The following is a 19,414-nucleotide window of genomic DNA, read 5'->3' as shown; positions in this document are numbered from 1 at the left end:
GCAGTCGGACTACTGCCCACTGGCTACTGCCCACTGCCGACTGCCCCAATGTCAGCCACCACCAACGATGAGCCTGCCATGACCGCCTATTCCCAACTCAGCGCCCATTTCGGCCGCATCTCGGCCCTGTCCAACGCGATCGGTATCCTGAGCTGGGACAATGCCGCGATGATGCCGACCGGGGCCGCCGGCACGCGGGCCGAGAGCATGGCGCTGCTGGAGGTGATGCGCCACGGCATGATGGTCGAGCGGCGCATCGGCGACTGGCTCGCCGATGCCGACGCCGATAACGGGCTCGGCGACTGGGAGCGGGCCAATCTGCGTGAGATCCGGCGGGTCTGGACGGTGGAGACCGCCCTGCCGACCGATCTCGTCGAGGCCTCGTCCAAGGCGATCTCGGCCTGCGAGATGCGCTGGCGGCAGGCGCGGGCGGCGTCGGACTTCGCCGGGCTTTTGCCGTCGCTGAGCGAAGTGCTGAACCTGCAGCGCCAGATCGGCCGGGCCAAGGGCGAGAAGCTGGGCCTGAGCCCCTATGACGCGCTGCTCAACGACTACGAGCCGGGCGGGAGCTCGGCCCGGATCGACGGGCTATTCGACGATCTCGCCGATTTCCTGCCGGGCTTCCTGCAGGAGGTTCTGGCGGTGCAGGCAAGCCGGCCGAAGACGCCCGAGCCGCAGGGCCCCTTCCCGGTCGAGAAGCAACGCGCGCTCGGGCTGAAGATGATGACGGCGCTCGGCTATGACTTCGAGCGCGGGCGGCTCGACGTCTCGACCCACCCCTTCTGCGGCGGGGCCGACAACGATGTCCGCATCACCACGCGCTACGACGAAGCCGACTTCACCAAGGCTCTGATGGGCGTGCTGCACGAGACCGGCCACGCGCTCTACGAGCAGGGCCGGCCCCAAGCCCATATGAACCAGCCCGTCGGCCAGGCGCGCGGAATGAGCCTGCATGAGAGCCAGTCGCTGCTGGTGGAGATGCAGGCCTGCCGGAGTTCGGCCTTCATCGGCTATGCCGCGCCGCTGATGCGCGAAGCCTTCGGGGGCAGCGGCGCGGCCTGGAGCGACGAGGCTCTGCTGCGCCAGTACACCCGCGTGCAGCCCGGTTTCATCCGAGTCGATGCCGACGAGGTGACCTATCCGGCCCATGTCATCCTGCGCTACCGGCTCGAGAAGGCGCTGATCGCCGACGAGATGCCGCTCTCCGAACTGCCCTCTGCGTGGAATGCCGGCATGACCGCTCTGCTCGGCGTGACGCCGCCCGACGACCGGCTCGGCTGCCTGCAGGACATCCATTGGCCGAGCGGCGGCTGGGGCTACTTCCCGACCTATACGCTGGGCGCCATGACCGCCGCGCAGATCTTCGAGGCCGCCTGCCGGGCGCAACCCGACATCCTGCCGGGGATCGGGCGCGGCGATTTTACACCTCTGGTCGGCTGGCTCAGGACCCATATCCACGGCCAGGGCTCGCTGCTGGAGACCGACGCCCTGCTGACGCAGGCCACGGGACGGCCGCTCGACGCCGGCGTGTTCAAGGCGCATTTGCGAAGGCGGTATGTGGACGAGGCGTAAGCGAGCCATACGCCAGCCTTGCTGATCGCCCGCCATCCCCCCTGCCGAGGATCATCCGATGCATCTCCCGCCGAAGCCTTCTCAGCCCGTGCTGCTCTGGCTGATTGCGCTGGCGGCGATGTGCTGGGCGCCTTTTGCTGCGGCGACCGCAGCTCCGCAACCGCTTCCGCCGTCGATCAGCGAAGGGCTGGCGCGCGGCGTCAATCTCGTCTTCGGCTGGTACGACACCGACAGCTACAAGCCCCGCGAATTCGATGCGGAACTACCCTTGATCAGGGCGGCAGGAGCGGGGCATGTCCGCCTGCCGATCAGCATGGACATCATCGAGGATCGCCAATCCGGCACGCTGCGCGCCGACCGCTGGGCAGACCTCAGGGCCTTCGTGGCAGAGGCGACGAAGAACCAGCTCGTCACCATCATCGACATGCACAATACGGGGCAGAAGAACCCGGACGGAAGCTGGAACGAGGATTTCATGGGGGGCCTTCGCGACCCGGGCCTTCGACAACGGCATCTTCAGCTGATGACGGAACTGGCGAGCCGCGCGAACAAGGAGCTGGATCGCAACTGGATCGTCCTGCAGCCGGCCAACGAGCCCATCTTCAAGACCGATCCGCAGATCTGGTACGATCATCAGGACCAGATGATCCCGGCGATGCGCCAAGCCTGCCCAGACTGCGTCATTTTCGTCGCCGGGCACAACTGGCAGGCGCCCGCGGCGTCCATGTCGCATCTTAAGCCGAGGATGCACCCCTGGTGGGATGCGCGCCTCATCCTCGATCTCCACCTCTATTCACCGCTGCAGCTGACGCATTGCAGCTACCCGCGCCAGCCGAACACATGCCCGGGAAAGACCTGGCCGGGCAGCTATGCCGGCCAATGGCTGCCGGTCTCCGGCTCCCGCTATTTCGGCCGCTGGAACCGCAAGCTGCTCGAACGGGAACTCGGCATCCTGTTCGCCTGGGCGAAGGACGAGAGGATCACGCTCCACTTCAGCGAAATCGGCACGACGGCCGACCTCGATGACCGGATCAGAGGGGCTTATCTGCAGGACCTGACCTCGGTCCTCTCCGACAATCGCGTCGGCTATTCCTGCTACGAATGGAACAAGAACTTCGGCATCAAGGATCACCCGACTACGCTGAAGGCGTGCCTCGCCGAACGCTGAATCCGAGGCGCCCCCTCCGGTCCCGGCGCTCTGGCCTCTCTTGACCATGGCCGAACGCCAGTCGCACAGCTTCATTCGGCGAGCGCTGCCTTCCGGTTGCGCAGGATCGTCGGCGATAGCATGGCCAGCAGCATGATGGCGACCACGCCGAGCAGGACGGCGCTGATCGGTCGCACGAGGAAGACCGAGAAATCGCCGTCCGACAGCAGCATGGCGCGGCGGAAGTTCTCCTCCAGCTGCGGCCCCAGCACGAGGCCGAGCAGCAGAGGCGCGGGCTCGACGCCGATCTTGATGAAGAAGTAGCCGATGGCGGCGCAGCCCAGCATCAGCCAGACATTGAACAGGCTGTTGGCGATGCCGTAGGTGCCGATGCAGCAGAACAGCACGATTGCCGGGAAGAGCAGGCGATATGGGATCTTCAGCATCGCCACCCAGAGCCCGATCAGCGGCAGGTTGATCACGAGCAGCATCAGGTTGCCGACCCACATCGAGGCGATGACGCCCCAGACGAGCTTGGGCTGTTCGGTCATGATCTGCGGGCCGGGCTGGATGCCCTGCATCATCAGCGCACCGATCATCAGCGCCATCAGCGCATTCGCCGGGATGCCGAGCGTCAAAAGCGGGATGAAGCTCGTCTGCGCGCCGGCATTGTTGGCGGCTTCGGGACCGGCCACGCCCTCGATCGCGCCCTTGCCGAAGCGGGAGGGGTCCTTCGCCAGCTTCTTCTCCAGCGCATAGGACGAAAAGGGCGGAAGCGCCGCGCCGCCTCCCGGCAACACGCCGAGCACAGATCCGAGCATCGTGCCCCGGACCATCGCCGGAAAGGCCGCGCGCAGATCCTCCCGGCTCGGGATCAGGCTGCGCACCGACTGGCTGACCACACGCCGCTCGGCCGGCCGCTCGAGATTGGCGATGATCTCGCCGAGCCCGAACAGGCCCATGGCGATGGGTACGAAATCGAGGCCATCGGAAAGTTCCGCGACACCGAAGGTCATGCGGGCGGCGCCCGAACTCACATCGATGCCGACGAGGCCGAGCAGCAGGCCCAGCAGCACCATCGCCAGCGATTTCGCAACCGAGCCATGCGCCAGAACGACAGCGGCGATCAGGCCGAGCACGAGCAGGCTGAAATACTCGACGGCGGTGAATTTCAGCGCCAGCACCGAGAGCGGCACGCTCATCACCGCGATGACGATGGTCGCCACCGTGCCGGCGAAGAAGGAGGCGATCGCGGCGATCGCCAGCGCCGTGCCGGCCTTGCCCTGCTTGGCCATCTCGTGGCCGTCGATGCAGGTCACGACCGAGGAGGTCTCGCCGGGCACGTTGACGAGGATTGCCGTGGTCGAGCCGCCATATTGGGCGCCATAGAAGATGCCGGACAGCATGATCATGGCGCCGGCCGGGTTCAATCCGAAGGTGAAGGGCAGGAGCAGCGCCACTGTCGGGATCGGCCCGATGCCCGGCAGCACGCCGATCGCGGTTCCGATCACCACGCCGAGGAGGCACAGGCCGAGATTGTTGAGCTCGAGGGCGGTCGAGAGCCCCATCAGCAGGTTGTCGAAGAGTTCCATGGTGTGGCTCAGCCTTCAGCGCGGCCAGACGGGCACTGGCAGCGCCAGGACCTTGACGAAGAGAAGAACCGCTGCCGCCGAAAGCGCCAGCGCGAAGGGCAAGCTCTCGCGCAGGCGGCCCTCGCGCGTCGCGAAGCCGGCGAGGACGACCGTGACCACGGAGGCGATGGCGAGCCCCAGCCGCTCCGCCGTCAGCGCGAAGATGCCGACCGCGCCCAGGACCGCGAGCAGCGGGCGCAGCTGCACGGCCTCGATCGCTGGGCCTGCCCGCCTGACGCCACGGGCGCAGAAGAACAGGCCGAAGGCGAGCAACCCGAGCGAGACGACCCGCGGCATGTAGCCGGCGCCCATGTCGGCGGCGTTGCCGACATTCAGGTTGCGGGTCGCAAACAGCGCGCCCGCCGCCACCGCCACCAGAAACAGGCCGAAGAGCAGATCCTGCCAGTCGAATCGCGAACGCGTCATCGGCTCAGCTGCCCTTGATGCCGGCTTCCTTGATGATGCCGCCCCAGCGCGTGGTGGCGTCCTTCAGCCAGGTCGAGAACTCGGCAGGCGTACCGGTACGGACGACGCCGCCCTGCTCGGCGATCTTCGTCTTGATGTCGGGCGTCTCCAGGATCTTGCCAATCTCGGCATTGAGGCGCGCGATCATGGCAGGCGGCGTGCCGGCGCGGGTCAGGACGCCCTGCCAGGTACCGGCGTCGCCGCCGGGTAGGCCCGCTTCCTTGAAGGTCGGCAACCCTGCGACGCGCTCCTCACCGGTGACGGCCAGGCCGATAAGCTGCTTGTTGGAGACGAAGGGCAGCGTCGCGGTGGAGCCGTTGATGATGACGCCGCTCTCGCCGGAAACCACTGCCCGCGAGGCCGCCGCGCCGCCCTTATAGGGCACGTTCTTCCACTGGATGCCGAGTTCCTTGGCCATCTGCACGGCCGTGATGTGGTTGGCCGCGCCGACGCCGGAATTCGCGACTGCGAGCTTGTTGGGGTTTGCCTTCGCGTAGGCGACCAGTTCCTGCGCGGTCTTGGCCGGGATGGATTCGTGGACGGCGAGCACATAGGGGCCGAACATCACCATCGAGACCGGCGCCAGATCCTTTTCGGGATCATAGGTCAGGTCCGAGAACAGGCTTGGAGCAGTCGCGAGCGAGCCGACATCCATCAGCAGCAAGGTGTGGCCGTCCGCCGGTGCCTTGGCGACGGCGTCGGCGCCGAGATTACCGGCGGCGCCCGGCTTGTTCTCGATCACGACCGACTGGCCGATCGCGGCCGACAGCTTGGGGCCGATCAGGCGGGCGAGAATGTCGGAGGTGCCGCCCGGCGCGAACGGCACGACGAGGCGGACCGGACGCTCGAAGTTCTGGGCCATGGCGGGCTGTGCGGCCAGTGCTGCACCCGCGAGCATCGCGGCAGCGAGCCCCTTCAACGAGGCTGTGGAAAGACGGAACGGGAATCGGGTTGGGCTCATGATGTGTCTCCTCCTGTGGGGTGCGGACCGGCGTCGGCCGAGGTCGCAGACAGTCTTGGAAGCTGTCTTATCCGCTCAGGATAGGTCAGGCACGATGCGCCGTTGAGTTAGATTGGCAATGGATCGATACCTTTTTTGGATTGCATGATAGCGCCTAGGGACTTGCCCGCAGGGGGCTACCGCCTACTCTGCGGTCAGACGGCAAAAGCCGCGACTTGATCCTGGGAGGGAAACGATGAGCCGATCGATCACGCGCCGTACGGCGCTCAGCCTTGCCGGCGGCGCGCTTGCCGCACCGCTGGTTTCGCGCAGCGGCTTCGGGCAGGCCTATCCGGCCAAGCCCGTCACGGTCATCATTCCGTTCGGGGCGGGCGGCACCACCGATCTCGTCGGCCGGATCATCTGTGAAAAGCTGACCCAGCGGGTGGGCAAGGCCTTCATCATCGAAAACCGGGCCGGGGCCGGCGGCAACACAGGCGTAGCGGCGCTCTCCCATGCCGCGCCCGACGGCTACACGATCGGCATGACGACGCCTTCGACGCACGGCATCAACCCCAATCTCTACAAGGAGAAGCTGCCCTTCAAGCCGTTCGAGGATTTCGAGTTCCTCTCGCTGGCCTCGTCGCAGCCGAACTTTCTCTGCATCCACCCCTCGATCCCGGCGCAGAACGTGGCCGAGTTCATCGCCTATCTGAAGGCCAATCCGGGCAAGGAGAATTTTGGCTCCTCGGGGATCGGGACGTCCATTCACCTCTCGGGGGAGCTGTTCATGCAGCTCGCAGGCGTGAAGATGCAGCACGTCACCTATCGCTCCTCGGGTGCGCTGGTGCAGGATCTGATCGGGGGCAACGTCAAGGTCTCCTTCGACAACTTCACCTCGCCCTATCCCCACTACAAGGCCGGCACACTGCGTGGGCTGGCGGTCACCTCGCTGGAACGGGCCAAGATCGCGCCCGAGGTTCCGACGCTGGCCGAGACGCTGCCGGGCTTCGACATCAGCTCCTGGAACGGCTTTCTTGCTCCCAAGGGTACGCCGAAGGAGATCTGCGACAGGCTCATCAGTGAGATACAGGTGGTGCTGAAGGATCCGTCCGTGGTCGCGCGCTTTGAGGAACTGGGCGCGGCGACGACGCCGTCGACCGGCGCCGAGGCGAAGGCGAAAGCCGAAACCGAGATCGCCAAGTTCAAGAGCATCATCGACAAGGCCGGGATCAGCATCCAGAACTGACCCGCTGTCTCGGGCGAACCGACTCAAGGCGGTGTGAGGGAAGGCTGGGGATGTTCGAGCTGAGCCAGCTGCGCTGCTTCGTCGCCGTCGCGGAGGAACTGCATTTCGGCCGGGCGGCGGTGCGCCTCAACATGACGCAGCCGCCGCTCAGCCGCCAGATCCAGATCCTCGAGCGCGTGCTCGACGTCGTGCTGCTGGAGCGCAGCAACCGGACGGTGAAGCTGACGCCCGCCGGCCAGAGCTTCCTCGCCGAGGCGCGTCGCCTGCTGAAGCTCGCCGAGAGCGCGGCGCTGCTCGCCAAGCGCGTCGCCAACGGCAAGGCCGGATCGATCAATATCGGCTTCACTGCGACGTCGGCCTATTCCTACGTACCCGACCTCGTCGCCGCCTGTCGCCGTGAACTGCCCGACGTCGAGGTCTCGCTCAAGGAAATGGTCAGCGGCGACCAGCTCAAGAGGCTGGATTCGGGCGAGATCGACATCGGCCTGCTGCGGCCGCCGATTCCGCGCACGGGCTTAAGCGCCTTCCGCGTCACGGCCGAGCCGCTGATCGCGGCCGTCAATGCCGGCCACGTGCTGGCGCGCTCCGAGACGATCGCGATCGAGGATCTCGCAGCCGAGCCCTTCATCATGTATGCGCCCTATGAAGCGCGCTATTTCCACGATTTGCTGGTCGAGCTGTTCTCGCGCACCGGCCTCGTGCCAAACTATGTCCAGCATCTCGCCCAGATCCATTCGATCCTGGCGATGGTCCATTCGGGTGTCGGCGTCGCGCTCGTTCCGCAGGCGGCGACGAACCTGCATTTCAGCGGCGTCGCCCTGCGCCCCGTCGAACTCCCCAAGCAAAGGCCGGCGGAGCTCTTCTTCGTCAGCCGCGAGGACAACGACAATCCTCTCCTGCCGATCATCGCGGCGCTGGCGAGGGGCCTGGCGCAGGACCTCACGAAGACGGCCTGAACGATCCAATGAATGGATCACCCGATACAGTGTTTGGTCTCCTTCGGCATCGTTCTTGATCTAATCCTGCGTGAGAATTCAGCCAAGGAGCCGAGCATGAGCAAGATGACCCCGCAGGAAATGGCACGGCATATCGGCAACGGTCTGCTGTCGTTCCCCGTCACCCCGTTCACGACGGGCAATGCCTTCGACGAGGGGCGCTACCGCTCCAATCTCGACTGGCTCTGCGGCTACGAGGTCGCGGGCCTGTTTGCCGCCGGCGGCACCGGCGAGTTCTTCTCGCTCTCGCCCGCCGAGGTGGTGAAGGTGGTGGCGACGGCGGTGGCGGAGACACGAGGCCGCGTGCCCGTGCTTGCCGGCGTCGGCTACGGCACCCAGATCGCGACCGAGCTTGCGACCGGGGTCGAGCAGGCCGGCGCCGACGGCATCCTGCTGCTGCCGCCCTATCTCGTCTTCTCCGAGCAGGAGGGGCTCGCCGCCCATATCGAGGCGGTCTGCAAGGCGACCAAACTCGGCGTCATCGTCTACAACCGCGACAACGCCATCATCACCGAGGAGACGCTGGCGAAGCTCTGCGAGCGCAATCCCAATCTCGTCGGCTACAAGGACGGCATCGGCGACATCGAGCTGATGACGCGCATCCATCTGCGCATGGGCGACCGGCTGACCTATATCGGCGGCCTTCCGACGGCGGAGACCTTCGCCCTGCCCTATCTCGAAATGGGCGTGACCACCTATTCCTCGGCCGTGTTCAATTTCGTCCCGCAGTTCTCGACCAAGTTCTACGCCGCCGTGCGCCGCCGCGACCGCGACATGGTCCAGGCGGGCCTGCGCGATTTCATCCTGCCGCTGATCGCGATCCGCAACCGCAAGCGCGGCTATGCCGTTTCGATCATCAAGGCCGGCATGAAGGTCATCGGGCGCGATTCCGGCCCGGTGCGGAGCCCGCTGACCGATCTCAGCGAGAGCGAGACGGCGGAACTCGCAGCCCTCGTCGCCCGGCTCGATCAGGGCGAATTCGCGACGCGCGAACTGGCCGCCGCCTGAGCAGCGCTCCAGGAATTCGGGTGGCGTCGCACGATCTCGGTGCGGCGCCATCGCCCGGCCCCTGCGCGATGCGCCGATTGGATCGGTCGATACGGCCTTTGATCTGTCCCGGCCGCGCCGACCCGCTACCCTGCGTCCTCATAAAGGGCGAGCCGCCAGCAAAATGGCGGCCGGGACATCAGGGGGACGATCATGATCGCTATGAAAAATGCTGGCGCCACGGCGATGCTTGCGGTCATGATGACCACCATGCCTGCCGCCGCAAAGACAATCGTTTATGTCTCGAATGCCGACAGCCGCGAGATCAGCGTGCTGGAGCTGGACGCGCGGGCCGGCGAACTCAAGCCCGTCGAGACCGTATCGGTGAGCGGAACCGCGATGCCGATGGCGGTGTCCCCCGACAGGCGCCAACTCTACGTTTCGCTGCGCTCGCAGCCCTTCTCGGTCAGTTCCTTCGCCATCGACGGGAAAAGCGGCAGACTGACCCTCGGCTCCACCGTGCCCCTGCCCGACAACATGGCCTATGTCTCGACCGATCGAACGGGCCGCTTCCTGCTCAGCGCCTCCTATGGCGGCGACAAGATCGCGATCAACCCGATCGGCCCGCAGGGACTCGTCCAGGCCGAGCCGGTTCAGGTCGTGGCGACCCGCAAGAATGCGCACGCCATTTTGACGGACCGTTCCAACACGCATGTCTTCGCCAGCAATCTCGGCGGCGACATCCTGCTGCAGTACAAATTCGACGCCGCAACCGGTCGCGTCGTGCCCAACGATCCCCCCTTCGTCGAGACGAAGAAGGGAGCGGGACCGCGTCATTTCGTCTTCAGCCCGGACGACAAGTTCGCCTATCTTCTCAACGAGCTGGACGGCACGCTGAACACCTATCGCTTCGATGCCGGCAAGGGCACCCTGTCCGAGACCACCAGCGTCAGCGTGGTGCCGCCCGGCTTCCAGGGCGGTGCGCCATCGAGCGCCGAGCTCAAGATCACGCCGAATGGCCGCTTCATCTACGCATCCGAGCGGACGTCCAACACGATCGCGGCGTTCCGTGTCGATGCGGCGACGGGCGCCCTGACACCTGCCGGCAACTTCGCGACCGAGACGCAGCCGCGCGGCTTCAGCATCGATCCGAGCGGGCGCTTCCTGGTCGCGGCAGGGCAGAAATCCGATTCAGCGACGCTTTACGCGATCGACACCGAGAGCGGCGCGCTGAAGGAGCTGAAGCGCTACCCGCTCGGCAAGAACCCGAACTGGGTGGAGATCATCGAGCTGCCGTAGCTCGATAGGCGATAGCCGCTGAGGCACATCGGTCTGATCCCAGTTGGGCGCCCACTACCAGATCGGGTGCAGCGACCAGCTTGAGCGCCGCGTGACAGAGATTCGGCTCGCGCCCCAGAGAAGGCCGAACTTGTCCATGTCATCGCGACCGATGATCCGGCAGGCATCGAAGCTTACCGGCACCGAAGTTTCCCCGATCGGCGCGCCAATAGCGAGTGGTTCAAGCTGACAGGGGCCGATGCCGCGGCGTTCAAGCGCCGACGCTTTCAATAGGCACGACCGCATGCGGTTCCGTTGCGGCGATTGAATTTTGTCTTTGAATCAACCACTTAGCGAAGTGGCTGGGGGACTAGGATGCGCAGCCAGAGCGCGAACCCTCTAAGTCATTGAAATCGCTTGTCGTTCGACACGACGCGACGACAGCTGTGCTACACCAACCGACCAGACTTCGCAACACTACTTTGGAGCTCTTTCAGAACTGCAAGGGCTGACCTCATGGGCCGCATTACAGGCCAATAACTTCTCTTAAACGGGGTGCCCTACCGACATTTTTGCGCCAACTGCAGACATTGGGCTGTTGCCCGGAACCGGACATTCCAGCCTCCTCCTATGACGTTCCAGCCTCCTCCTATGAAGTCCGATGCCGACCACGTCTCTCTTATCTATCTTTTCGATCGCTTGACCAGTAATAGAAAGAGCGGCTTCAAGCCTATTTTTAGTCGCTGCCCGATTCAGTTGCGCGTGATCTTGCGTCCTCGCCTTCAGGGCGGCGCAGAAGGCGGCAACTGCCTCCTTGTGGCTTTTTGTGCCGTCTCGCGCTCGCCTAGTTTGGTTAGCGCGATGCCGAGATTGTTCTGCGTCTCGGCCCATTGCGGCGGGACGCAATCCTGCGTCCTTTCCTTCAGCACGGCGCGAAGGGCGGCAACCGCCTCCTCGAGAAATTCTGTCCCGCTCCTGCGCTCGCCGGGCCATAGCAGGCCGGAACATCCGCCCTAATGACGCGCCGATCATCGACTCAAGGCAACCCACGCGGCTTGCTAGGAAGATGCGGCTCGATTGCCGCCCATTCGAAATCGCTGAGTTCGTAGCGTCCCATCGCCAAGCTCCCCTTTCAGAGCTTGAATCACGAAATCGCCGCAGCTGGAATCGGTCCGCCCGCAATTATGGGTTTACGCCCTAACTTCGGCCGACTTGGTTATGCCGGAGTCTCTCGGCGCGAGCTGATGGGAGCCCCTCGGCGTGAGAAGAGCATCGGCGGCCTGAAGGCAACTAATCGTACGATTCCGGTGAGATGCTTGCTAGGCTGGCGGGAAGCGTCTTGGAGACAGCTCGACGACAACACGATTGAAAAGAGCATTGTTCAGCGTTATAGCTACGATAGTCGAGAAGGTGGTTGCTGATATGAAACGCGCGCTACTTCAAAACGCAACGTTCGCTCTCGGAATGGTTATATGCCTGTACACGGCATGGCTGGGATCGGCGCACGCCCAAACGCCTAAAGCCGAAGCAGAGCAGAGTGCCGCCGCCTTTTTATCGTCACTTCACACGGTAAGCGGCAGCGATCTTTATAGCCGATCAGCAGCGAGGGGAAGAAACTCCACTAGCGTCGAAGGGCTTACACAATGGGTAAATATGTTCCGAATTCAGTCGGGAGGCCCTGCTCAATCTCGCCTCCTAATTGGATCTACGCCAATGACGCAATTGCAGAACGGCGATAGAGGTAGTTTTTAATACATTCGTTATCGCGAAACTTATCCGACCGGTAACGTATTCTCCGACGTCTTCCTCGAGATGGAGAATAATAAATGGCTAGTCTTTTATTTTAATATGATTCCGACTCCGCCAGGGCAGTGATAGCATGAATTTCGGGTCGTTTTTTTACGGTATAATCTTTCTTGCGACAGCCCTAATGCCTGAAGCGGTCTTTGCACAGGCCGGTGGACCAATTGCGCTCGATACCGTCTTTTTCCGGATGTATAAATACTTTGATTCCGCTGAGAGCTCACAATCAATTGACAAAAAGCAGTTAAGCGATGTGAGGCGACTAGTTCGATCAATACGTGAGATAACAATGCGATTTGAGCCGGTTCAAATTCGCCAAGATTACGTTGAGTCTTTAGATTTCAATGCCAAACTGATGGAATCCACACTGAATAATACCGATAAGAACGATAATGTAGAATCTTTAAACGTCGTAGCCAAAGATCTTCAGTTGAAAATTTTATTCGAAGCGGCCGCAGCGGGCGCTGGGGCGGTCTTTAGAGGCAGAGTAGAAGTCGCAGTTCATACTGAACGGAATGGTCAAGCTGTTCCGGGCCTGCGAATAGTAGCGAACCCGCTTCGTTGGGCCAACGCCAACCCCATGGCCCCTCTTGGTGTCAGTAGTCCTGCGAATGGCTCTTTGCCACCTGGCATATATCAATTTTCTGCTTCGAATGCTGCTGATCAAGTTGTGGCAAGGCAGACCGTATCGGTTGGCCTGAATGGAAATGACTCCGAGAGCGTCGTGTTCATTTTGCCTTAGAGAGTGAGAATGGAATACAGCATGCTTTCTAAATTACGGCGTAACTGGTCGCTCTTCTTCCAGTTAAGCATTTGGCTGGCAAGTGTTGTGTTTATAAGCTTTGCGTCTCCTCCTCGACTTTTGGGTGCAGATTTATTACCGGAAACCACTACAAAATTCGTACAATTAATGTTAGCGATTGTAATTGGTGTGTGTTTCTATTTCTTTAAAAATTCGCAAAATAACTCCAAAAAGATTTTATTTATTGTCTTTGGTGTCATTTTTCTAGGATTTGGATTCTGTACTTATTTCATATACCAATACCAGTACGCACACTGGACCTCTGCATACGACGGTCGCGGCGTTGTAACGATCGGCAAAACGATGTTACCTGATGCTGAACGCTATGCTAGAGAGCATCCTGAGATGGGTACTCAAATGTTGATCCAGGTATATGCCGGACAAATCGAACAAATTTGGTACAAAAGCGAAATAATCTTTCGTCACCTGTTGATGCTCCTGACGTTCTTTGCTTCTGTAATTTCTTTATCTCTTGCCATTTTACTTGTAACATTTGCGGGAATCAGAGATGAACAAACTCGCATCGATTAGCAGGCCCGTAGCACTGTTACTTTTCCTACTTTTGTCTTCAATTAGTCTGCCTTCTCATGCGGACGTCCTCAACAACTTAGAATTATCGCTCAGGAATGAAGCGAAATCTATTATCCAATTTTATGACATTGAAGCTAAAATCACTGTATCAGAGGATGGAGGCTACATCTCCCGACCTGACGGAACAGTTTCAATTGGCTTGAAGCGATTACGATCGGATCTAAAAGATGAGGTAGAGTCTATCAAAATCTATCGTCTACGCTGGATAATTGCTCACGAACTTTGGCATCAAGCGCAATTTAGCCTCTACAATTCCGAGTATCCATCAGACAAGGCGGAGATCCGCCGTTTGTTCGAATGCCAGGCCGACTTGGTAGGGGCGCATTACACTGCCAGCACGATTTTTACGGAGAATGTGGCGATCTCAGGTCTAGGGGCCGTGGCCGATCAACTCGACACTTTTCTTAAGATGGCTACTTCATTGAGCGACGATCGCCTTGATGCCGGCAGCCATCCGTCCATGCAACAACGCCACATGGCTGTCACGTTAGGTGTGCTGCGAGCGCTCGGCGAGCGGCTCTCTTCGAAGACCGAGGAAGAAAAATCTTTGCTCAGAATGTTACAACAAGCAATCGAGGTTGAAGAAGACGAAGATAAAACTGATTGGAGTTATCGCCTTTGTAAAAAGATTGTCCACACAGATTCAGATGCTGTAGGCGCGCTGATTCTAAAAGATGAAACATTGCCGCGATCAACAGACAGTTCTACGCAGACTTATCGACTATGGTATGGAAACTCTAGTTCCCGCCCAATTAACGTCAGATTAACAGTTCAGTACGCAGCCGTTAAATATCTTGGCAACTCTATGCCGCCGTTTCCATTATTCTCTAAAGAATACGTTTTCGATATCGCGCCAGGCGGACGTCAATTAATTACTGGCACAATATCGTTAATGCGTCTTGATGATATTGAGTTTGCCATTATTTATCCGCGAACGGTTTATTCGTGGTATACACTTGTCAGTGCTGAATTCACCGATCGTGGCGGGCCCGCTGCGGCTACTAATGTCGACGTCGCAACGCTTGGCCCTTCGGCCCGAGAACTCTACCGAGTTATGCCGCCTCTGGTGGACCTTGCGTCGGAGAAATTCATCAGCCGTATCACGGGAATTTGCACTATAAGACCATCCGAAAAGGTATGTCCGGTGGGCTCTATATTGGACAAAGAGGTGCAATCTCGACTTCATCTCAAAAGAAACGGTGAGTCATACATTCGTATCGTACTATATTCTGGCAAATCTCGTGATGATGCCATGAAGGCTTTAAATAACGCTAAATCTGATTTTCTGAGTATATATCCCGGCTTGACGGTTAATAGCAGATATAGCGATCCAAGTAACCCAGGTATCGAAATTGACGTAAGTAGGCATGCCGCCATAGAGATTTATATGCTTCCTGCTGATGATCCCGACGACGATAATACCACGGTCCTCATGGTGCGGTCGACGTGGTAGTACGATCAAAAGCAGACGTGGCCAACCGGACCGGCTCCACTCTCAGCTTCAGCCACTGTGGCGCTGGCTGGCGGTCTGCGGTTGCCTTGGTCTAACCGTCTTGCCGTCGCGGGTTCAGCACGTCGCGAAGATGGTCGCCGATCAGGTTGATCGCCACGACGGTCGCGAGCAGGGCCAGACCCGGATAGAAGCTGATCCAGAACTTGCCGGACAGCATGTACTGGTAGCCGTTGGCGATCAGCATGCCCAGGCTGGGCTCGGTCACCGGCACGCCCAGTCCGAGAAACGACAGGGTCGCCTCCAGCGCGATGGCGCGCGCGATCTGTACGGTCGCGATGACCATCAAGGGCGGCAGGCAGTTGGGCAGCAGGTGCCGGAACAGGATCCGCATGGGCCGCGCGCCCATCGCGAGCGCCGCCTCGATGTATTCCTTGCGACTCTCTATGAGCGCGCTTGCCCGGGCCGTGCGGGCATAGGTCGCCCACTCGACGATCACCAGCGCGAGGATCACATTGGCGATGCCCTTGCCCAGGAAGGCGAGGATCATCAGCGCGATCAGGATCGTCGGAAAGGAGAGCTGCAGATCGACCAGCCGCATCAGCGCGGTCTCGATCCGTCCGCCGGCATAGGCCGCGAACAGGCCCAGCGTGGTGCCGACGGCGGCGGCCAGCAGCGCCGAGCAGATGCCGACCGCGAGGGAAATGCGCAGCCCGTAAAGAATGGCTGAGAGCATGTCCCGGCCCTGGTCGTCCGTGCCAAGCCAGTAGGTCATCCCGGCGCCCGAGACGGAGCCCGGCGGCAGCCGACCCTCTAGGATGTCGAGTTGCATCAGGTCATATGGGTTCTGCGGCGAGATCCAGGGCGCCAGCAGCGCCGCCAGTACGATCGCGGTAAAGGCGACGAGGCCGCCCATGGCGAGCTTCGACGACGCGAAGGCCCGCACGAAGCGCCGAGCGGGCGTCGCGCGCGGCGGGGAGGTGATCTCCGGCGTCGACGTGGGTGCCGTCATTTGCCCAGCCTCACCCGGGGGTCGAGTGCCGTATAAAGGCAATCGACCAGCAGATTGATGATCACGAACATCAACACGATGATCATGAGATAGGCGACGATCATCGGGCGGTCGAGCACATGGATGCTGTCGATGATCAGCTTGCCCATGCCGGGCCAGGCAAAGATCGTCTCCGTCACCACCGAGAAGGCTATGACCGAGCCGAACTCGAGGCCGATGATGGTGACGACCGGGATCATGATGTTTTTCAGCAAATGCCGTAAGATTACGCTGCTCTCTGGCAACCCCTTGGCGCGCGCCGTGCGGATGAAGTCCTGGGGGATGACCTCGCGCGTTTCGGCCCGCACAAGCCTCATGACCAGCGAAATCTTGAAAAGCGCGAGATTGAGCGCCGGCAGCGCGAGATGCTGCAGCCCATCGAGGGTCAGGAAGGACCAGCCGATGCCCAGTAACTGGCGTGTCTCGCCGCGCCCCCCCGAAGGCAGCCAGCCGAGTTGGACCGCGAAGACCATGATCAGCAGCAGGCCGACCCAGAAGCCCGGCAGCGAGAAGCCCAAGATCGAGCCTGTCATGATCACGCGCGCCATCGGCGCATTGGGTCTGAGTCCGGCGTAGAGGCCGAGCGGGATGCCGATGAAGGTCGCCAGGAGCATGGCGCAGATTGCGAGTTCAAGCGTCGCCGGCATGCGCTGGAGGATCACCTTCAGAGCCGGCTCGTTGTAGACGAAGCTGCGGCCGAGATCGCCATGAATCGCACCGTTGAGGAACGACAGGTACTGCGCCCAGAGCGGGCGATCGAGACCGAATGCCGCAATCGCCCGTATGCGCTCCGCCTGATCCGCATCGGGGGAGATCAGCACCTCGACGGGGTCGCCGATGACGCTGACGCCAATGAACACGATCAGCGTCATCGCCAGCATGACGAAGACGGCCTGGAGCAATCGCTGAAGGAACCAGCCAGTCATCGCGTCCCGCTACCTCCCGATCTTGTATCCGGAAGCTTCCAGGTCGAAGCTCTCACTGACGCTACGGCTCAGGTCACTCTTCTTGATCCGTTGCGTCGGTGTTTTCGGGAATTCCTCGATCGGCTCGATATAACGCGGAATCTGGAAATACGGCATCCGGCTCTCGCACCAGCGGATCAGATCGAGCGGTGCAGGCTCGCGCCCTGGCGTCGCGCGAATGAAGAGCTTGAGGTCGTCGTCGCCCATCTCGCTGGGCACCCCGATCAGGGCGCATTCCTCGATGTCGTCATGGGTCAAGACTATGCGCTCCACCTCCCAGGCCGAAATGTTGACGCCACGGCGCCGGACGCTGTCCTTCTTGCGCCCGGAATAGAACAGGAAGCCGTCGTCGTCCTTGCGGGCGAGGTCGCCGGTCGAGAACCAGCCGTCCTTAACCAGAGCCGCGCCCGTCTCCTCCATTCGGAAATAGCCCTTGAACGCGAGGCCGGGCTCCAGCGGCCGCACGACGATCTCGCCCGGCTCGCCCAGGCCGACCTCGACGCCCTCATCGTCCAGCAGGCGCACCTTGTAGAACGGCAGCGGCCGACCGCAGGAGCCGAGCCGCCCCTCGGGGTTGATCGTGACGAACGTCGTCATCTCCGACAGTCCGTAGCCCTCATAGAGCGAAACCCCGAAGCGCTCCTCGAAGGCGCGCCAGACATCGAGCGGGCAGCCGCCGCCCCAGGCCATGCGGACCTTGTGGTCGCGGTCGCGCGGGTTCGCGGGCTGCTTGAGCAGCAGCGGCAGCACACCGCCCAGATAGTGGATATGCGTCACCTCGAAGCGGCGCACCTGCTCCCAGAACTGCGAGGCGCTAAACTTGTCGACCATGGCGAGCGTGATCGGCTCCATCAGGGCGGCGATCAGAACCGCGACGCCAGCGCCATGATGCAGCGGCTCCCAGAGCAGAAAGACGTCGCCGGCGGTCGCGCCCGTCAGCGCCAGCGTCCCCATCGGCCCGGCCCGAAGACTGCGGTCGGTCTTGAGGACGCCCTTCGGTTCGCCGGTGGTGCCGGAACTCGGCGTGATCGCGATGATATCGTCCGCTTCGACGACCATTGGCGGCGGCAGCGGGCTGCCCGCTTCGACCAGTCCCGACAGGCTCCCTGCCCCGTCGCGCCCGCGCCAGAAGACCGAAAGTCCGGGCGACCTCTCGACGATCGGCGCCAGCGCCCCGGCATAGGCCTCGTCGGCGATCAGGGTATGCGGCTCGAAGCGCTCGAAGACGAAATCGAGCGCAGCGGCCTTGAGGTGAACATTGACCGGGATGCGGACGAGGCCCGCCTTGGCGAGGGCGAAGATGACGATGACGTGGTCGGGATGGCTCGGAAGCATCACGGCGACGCGATCGCCCTTCTGGAGCCCCGACGCCAGCAAGGCATTCGCCAGGCGGTTGATGCGCCCGTCGAGCTGACCGATCGTCCAGCTCTCATCCTCGAAACGGCAGTAGACATGCCCCGGATCCCGTGCGGCGCGCGCGTCCCAGAGCTGTGCGATGGTGATGTCGTTGGTCTGCATGAGGTGGTCCGTGCTGACGTTGGAGCCACGAGCCGTGACTCGCTTTTTGATATCGCATTACAATAACTGTAATTGGATTTTGATAGTGGATTTCGCGTCTGTCAAGCGGTCGACACCAGCGCCCGTTGACAGGCCGCATCAGCATTTATAATAAATGTTATTATATCGCAATATTATCAAGGCGCATGTCATGGCCGATATCGAGCTCGATCGCCGCGAGGGAGTCGCCATCGTGGCGATCAACCGCCCCGCCAAGCGCAATGCCCTGAACGCCGCCGCGTGGCAGGCCCTGGGCGACAGCTTCCTCGCGCTGAAATCCGATCCCGCGATCCGCGCCATCGTCCTGACCGGTCGGGGCGGCGCCTTCTGCGCCGGCGACGAGATCGGCGCCTTCGCAGCCGTGCGCGACGATCCACCGGCACGGCAGGCCTATTGGGATTCGATCATGGCCTGCTATGCCGCCGTCTCCGCCTCGCTAGTCCCGGTCATCGCCGCCATCAGCGGGCCTTGCGTCGGCGGCGGCTGCACGCTCGCGCTGCGGGCCGATTTCCGGATCGCGGACCCGACGGCGCGGTTCGGCGTTCCGCCGGCCAAGCTCGGCCTGGTTTACCCGGCCGACAGCACGCGCTTGCTGGTTGCGACCGCCGGCATCACCATGGCCCGACGCATGCTCTATACCGGCGAACTGATCGACGCTGGCTCTGCCCGCAATTGTGGTCTGATCTCGGACGTGGTCGAGGGCGACGTCGTCGAGGCGGCCCTGCGCATGGCGCAACCGATCATCGCCAACGCCCCGATTTCGATCCGCGCGTCCAAGCTCGCCTGCGATGCGCTGCTGCAGGGCCGTCTCGCCGACGTGGCCGGCGAGATCGCCGCGCTCTCCGATCTGGCCGACCGCAGCGACGACTATCGCGAAGGCTCGCGCGCCTTCGCCGAAAAGCGCAAACCCGTCTTCACCGGCCGCTAGCGC

Annotated in this window: 17 protein-coding genes; 11 read left to right on the top strand and 6 right to left on the bottom strand. The window is 61.9% G+C overall.

Annotated features, from left to right (window positions below; translation table 11 throughout):
* Positions 1–78: 78 nt before the first annotated feature.
* Together AXW83_RS03360 and AXW83_RS03355 are read left to right on the top strand one after the other, a co-directional pair.
* A complete protein-coding gene (locus tag AXW83_RS03360; protein ID WP_066610626.1) occupies positions 79–1,572 on the top strand; it encodes a carboxypeptidase M32 in 1,494 nt (497 codons plus the stop codon).
* Between the two features lie 58 nt (positions 1,573–1,630).
* Positions 1,631–2,740 carry a glycoside hydrolase family 5 protein gene (locus tag AXW83_RS03355; protein WP_066610621.1) on the top strand — a complete coding sequence of 370 codons (1,110 nt, stop codon included), beginning with the start codon at positions 1,631–1,633 and terminating at the stop codon, positions 2,738–2,740.
* Between the two features lie 71 nt (positions 2,741–2,811).
* Here the strand turns inward: AXW83_RS03355 and AXW83_RS03350 are convergent, their stop codons facing one another.
* From AXW83_RS03350 to AXW83_RS03340, 3 genes are read right to left on the bottom strand one after another with little or no spacing between them, the layout of a single operon-like run.
* Positions 2,812–4,311 (bottom strand): tripartite tricarboxylate transporter permease, encoded by a 1,500-nt coding sequence (locus AXW83_RS03350; RefSeq protein WP_066610620.1) that lies wholly within the window; start codon positions 4,309–4,311, stop codon positions 2,812–2,814.
* Between the two features lie 15 nt (positions 4,312–4,326).
* Entirely contained in the window at positions 4,327–4,776 is a 450-nt protein-coding gene (locus AXW83_RS03345) for a tripartite tricarboxylate transporter TctB family protein (protein ID WP_066610619.1), read from the bottom strand.
* Between the two features lie 4 nt (positions 4,777–4,780).
* On the bottom strand, positions 4,781–5,776 hold the full coding sequence (locus tag AXW83_RS03340; RefSeq protein ID WP_066610618.1) for a Bug family tripartite tricarboxylate transporter substrate binding protein: 996 nt from the start codon (positions 5,774–5,776) through the stop codon (positions 4,781–4,783).
* Between the two features lie 235 nt (positions 5,777–6,011).
* Between AXW83_RS03340 and AXW83_RS03335 the strand changes: the two genes are divergently transcribed.
* The 8 genes from AXW83_RS03335 (at position 6,012) to AXW83_RS26930 (ending at position 14,913) form a co-directional block, all read left to right on the top strand.
* Positions 6,012–7,004: a Bug family tripartite tricarboxylate transporter substrate binding protein gene (locus tag AXW83_RS03335; RefSeq protein ID WP_066610611.1), complete on the top strand. Its 993-nt coding sequence runs from the start codon at positions 6,012–6,014 to the stop codon at positions 7,002–7,004.
* A 50-nt stretch (positions 7,005–7,054) separates the two neighbouring features.
* Positions 7,055–7,960 carry a LysR family transcriptional regulator gene (locus AXW83_RS03330; RefSeq protein ID WP_066610609.1) on the top strand — a complete coding sequence of 302 codons (906 nt, stop codon included), beginning with the start codon at positions 7,055–7,057 and terminating at the stop codon, positions 7,958–7,960.
* 96 nt (positions 7,961–8,056) lie between these two features.
* Positions 8,057–9,007 carry a 5-dehydro-4-deoxyglucarate dehydratase gene (kdgD, locus tag AXW83_RS03325; protein WP_066619745.1) on the top strand — a complete coding sequence of 317 codons (951 nt, stop codon included), beginning with the start codon at positions 8,057–8,059 and terminating at the stop codon, positions 9,005–9,007.
* Between the two features lie 192 nt (positions 9,008–9,199).
* Positions 9,200–10,285 (top strand): lactonase family protein, encoded by a 1,086-nt coding sequence (locus AXW83_RS03320; protein WP_210179636.1) that lies wholly within the window; start codon positions 9,200–9,202, stop codon positions 10,283–10,285.
* Between the two features lie 141 nt (positions 10,286–10,426).
* Positions 10,427–10,558, top strand: coding sequence for a GIY-YIG nuclease family protein (locus AXW83_RS28130; RefSeq protein WP_335339352.1), 132 nt, complete (start codon positions 10,427–10,429; stop codon positions 10,556–10,558).
* A 1,636-nt stretch (positions 10,559–12,194) separates the two neighbouring features.
* Entirely contained in the window at positions 12,195–12,809 is a 615-nt protein-coding gene (locus AXW83_RS26940; protein ID WP_156639760.1) for a hypothetical protein, read from the top strand.
* 9 nt (positions 12,810–12,818) lie between these two features.
* Positions 12,819–13,400 (top strand): hypothetical protein, encoded by a 582-nt coding sequence (locus AXW83_RS26935; protein ID WP_156639759.1) that lies wholly within the window; start codon positions 12,819–12,821, stop codon positions 13,398–13,400.
* Positions 13,378–14,913: a hypothetical protein gene (locus tag AXW83_RS26930; protein WP_156639757.1), complete on the top strand. Its 1,536-nt coding sequence runs from the start codon at positions 13,378–13,380 to the stop codon at positions 14,911–14,913. The genes AXW83_RS26935 and AXW83_RS26930 overlap by 23 nt, the downstream gene beginning before the upstream one ends.
* A 91-nt stretch (positions 14,914–15,004) precedes the next feature.
* Here the strand turns inward: AXW83_RS26930 and AXW83_RS03315 are convergent, their stop codons facing one another.
* Genes AXW83_RS03315 through AXW83_RS03305 form a run of 3 tightly spaced genes read right to left on the bottom strand, consistent with a single transcriptional unit; the run spans position 15,005 to position 18,444 of the window.
* Positions 15,005–15,922, bottom strand: a complete 918-nt coding sequence (locus tag AXW83_RS03315) for an ABC transporter permease (protein WP_066610607.1) — start codon at positions 15,920–15,922, stop codon at positions 15,005–15,007.
* A complete protein-coding gene (locus tag AXW83_RS03310) occupies positions 15,919–16,887 on the bottom strand; it encodes an ABC transporter permease (protein WP_066610605.1) in 969 nt (322 codons plus the stop codon). Before AXW83_RS03310 ends, AXW83_RS03315 begins: the two co-directional genes overlap by 4 nt.
* Before the next feature lie 9 nt (positions 16,888–16,896).
* Positions 16,897–18,444 carry an AMP-binding protein gene (locus AXW83_RS03305; RefSeq protein ID WP_066610600.1) on the bottom strand — a complete coding sequence of 516 codons (1,548 nt, stop codon included), beginning with the start codon at positions 18,442–18,444 and terminating at the stop codon, positions 16,897–16,899.
* Between the two features lie 190 nt (positions 18,445–18,634).
* Here AXW83_RS03305 and AXW83_RS03300 point away from each other — a divergent pair, with 190 nt between their 5' ends.
* Complete coding sequence (locus tag AXW83_RS03300) at positions 18,635–19,411, top strand: enoyl-CoA hydratase/isomerase family protein (protein ID WP_066610593.1); 777 nt, start codon at positions 18,635–18,637, stop codon at positions 19,409–19,411.
* The last annotated feature ends 3 nt before the right edge of the window (positions 19,412–19,414 follow it).

The sequence above is a fragment of the Bosea sp. PAMC 26642 genome (assembly GCF_001562255.1).
In the GTDB taxonomy this organism is placed as follows: domain Bacteria; phylum Pseudomonadota; class Alphaproteobacteria; order Rhizobiales; family Beijerinckiaceae; genus Allobosea.
This window is presented reverse-complemented; position numbering and strand designations above follow the sequence as displayed.

Excerpts from the sequence above, each read along its gene's own strand:
- AXW83_RS03355 (WP_066610621.1), top strand. The coding sequence starts at position 1,631 with ATGCATCTCCCGCCGAAGCCTTCTCAGCCCGTGCTGCTCTGGCTGATT.
- AXW83_RS03320 (WP_210179636.1), top strand. The coding sequence starts at position 9,200 with ATGATCGCTATGAAAAATGCTGGCGCCACGGCGATGCTTGCGGTCATG.
- AXW83_RS03305 (WP_066610600.1), bottom strand. The coding sequence starts at position 18,444 with ATGCAGACCAACGACATCACCATCGCACAGCTCTGGGACGCGCGCGCC.
- AXW83_RS03300 (WP_066610593.1), top strand. The coding sequence starts at position 18,635 with ATGGCCGATATCGAGCTCGATCGCCGCGAGGGAGTCGCCATCGTGGCG.
- AXW83_RS03315 (WP_066610607.1), bottom strand. The coding sequence starts at position 15,922 with ATGACGGCACCCACGTCGACGCCGGAGATCACCTCCCCGCCGCGCGCG.
- AXW83_RS03335 (WP_066610611.1), top strand. The coding sequence starts at position 6,012 with ATGAGCCGATCGATCACGCGCCGTACGGCGCTCAGCCTTGCCGGCGGC.
- AXW83_RS03330 (WP_066610609.1), top strand. The coding sequence starts at position 7,055 with ATGTTCGAGCTGAGCCAGCTGCGCTGCTTCGTCGCCGTCGCGGAGGAA.
- AXW83_RS03340 (WP_066610618.1), bottom strand. The coding sequence starts at position 5,776 with ATGAGCCCAACCCGATTCCCGTTCCGTCTTTCCACAGCCTCGTTGAAG.
- AXW83_RS26935 (WP_156639759.1), top strand. The coding sequence starts at position 12,819 with ATGGAATACAGCATGCTTTCTAAATTACGGCGTAACTGGTCGCTCTTC.
- AXW83_RS03310 (WP_066610605.1), bottom strand. The coding sequence starts at position 16,887 with ATGACTGGCTGGTTCCTTCAGCGATTGCTCCAGGCCGTCTTCGTCATG.
- AXW83_RS26940 (WP_156639760.1), top strand. The coding sequence starts at position 12,195 with ATGCCTGAAGCGGTCTTTGCACAGGCCGGTGGACCAATTGCGCTCGAT.
- AXW83_RS26930 (WP_156639757.1), top strand. The coding sequence starts at position 13,378 with ATGAACAAACTCGCATCGATTAGCAGGCCCGTAGCACTGTTACTTTTC.
- AXW83_RS03360 (WP_066610626.1), top strand. The coding sequence starts at position 79 with ATGACCGCCTATTCCCAACTCAGCGCCCATTTCGGCCGCATCTCGGCC.
- AXW83_RS03345 (WP_066610619.1), bottom strand. The coding sequence starts at position 4,776 with ATGACGCGTTCGCGATTCGACTGGCAGGATCTGCTCTTCGGCCTGTTT.
- kdgD (WP_066619745.1), top strand. The coding sequence starts at position 8,057 with ATGAGCAAGATGACCCCGCAGGAAATGGCACGGCATATCGGCAACGGT.
- AXW83_RS03350 (WP_066610620.1), bottom strand. The coding sequence starts at position 4,311 with ATGGAACTCTTCGACAACCTGCTGATGGGGCTCTCGACCGCCCTCGAG.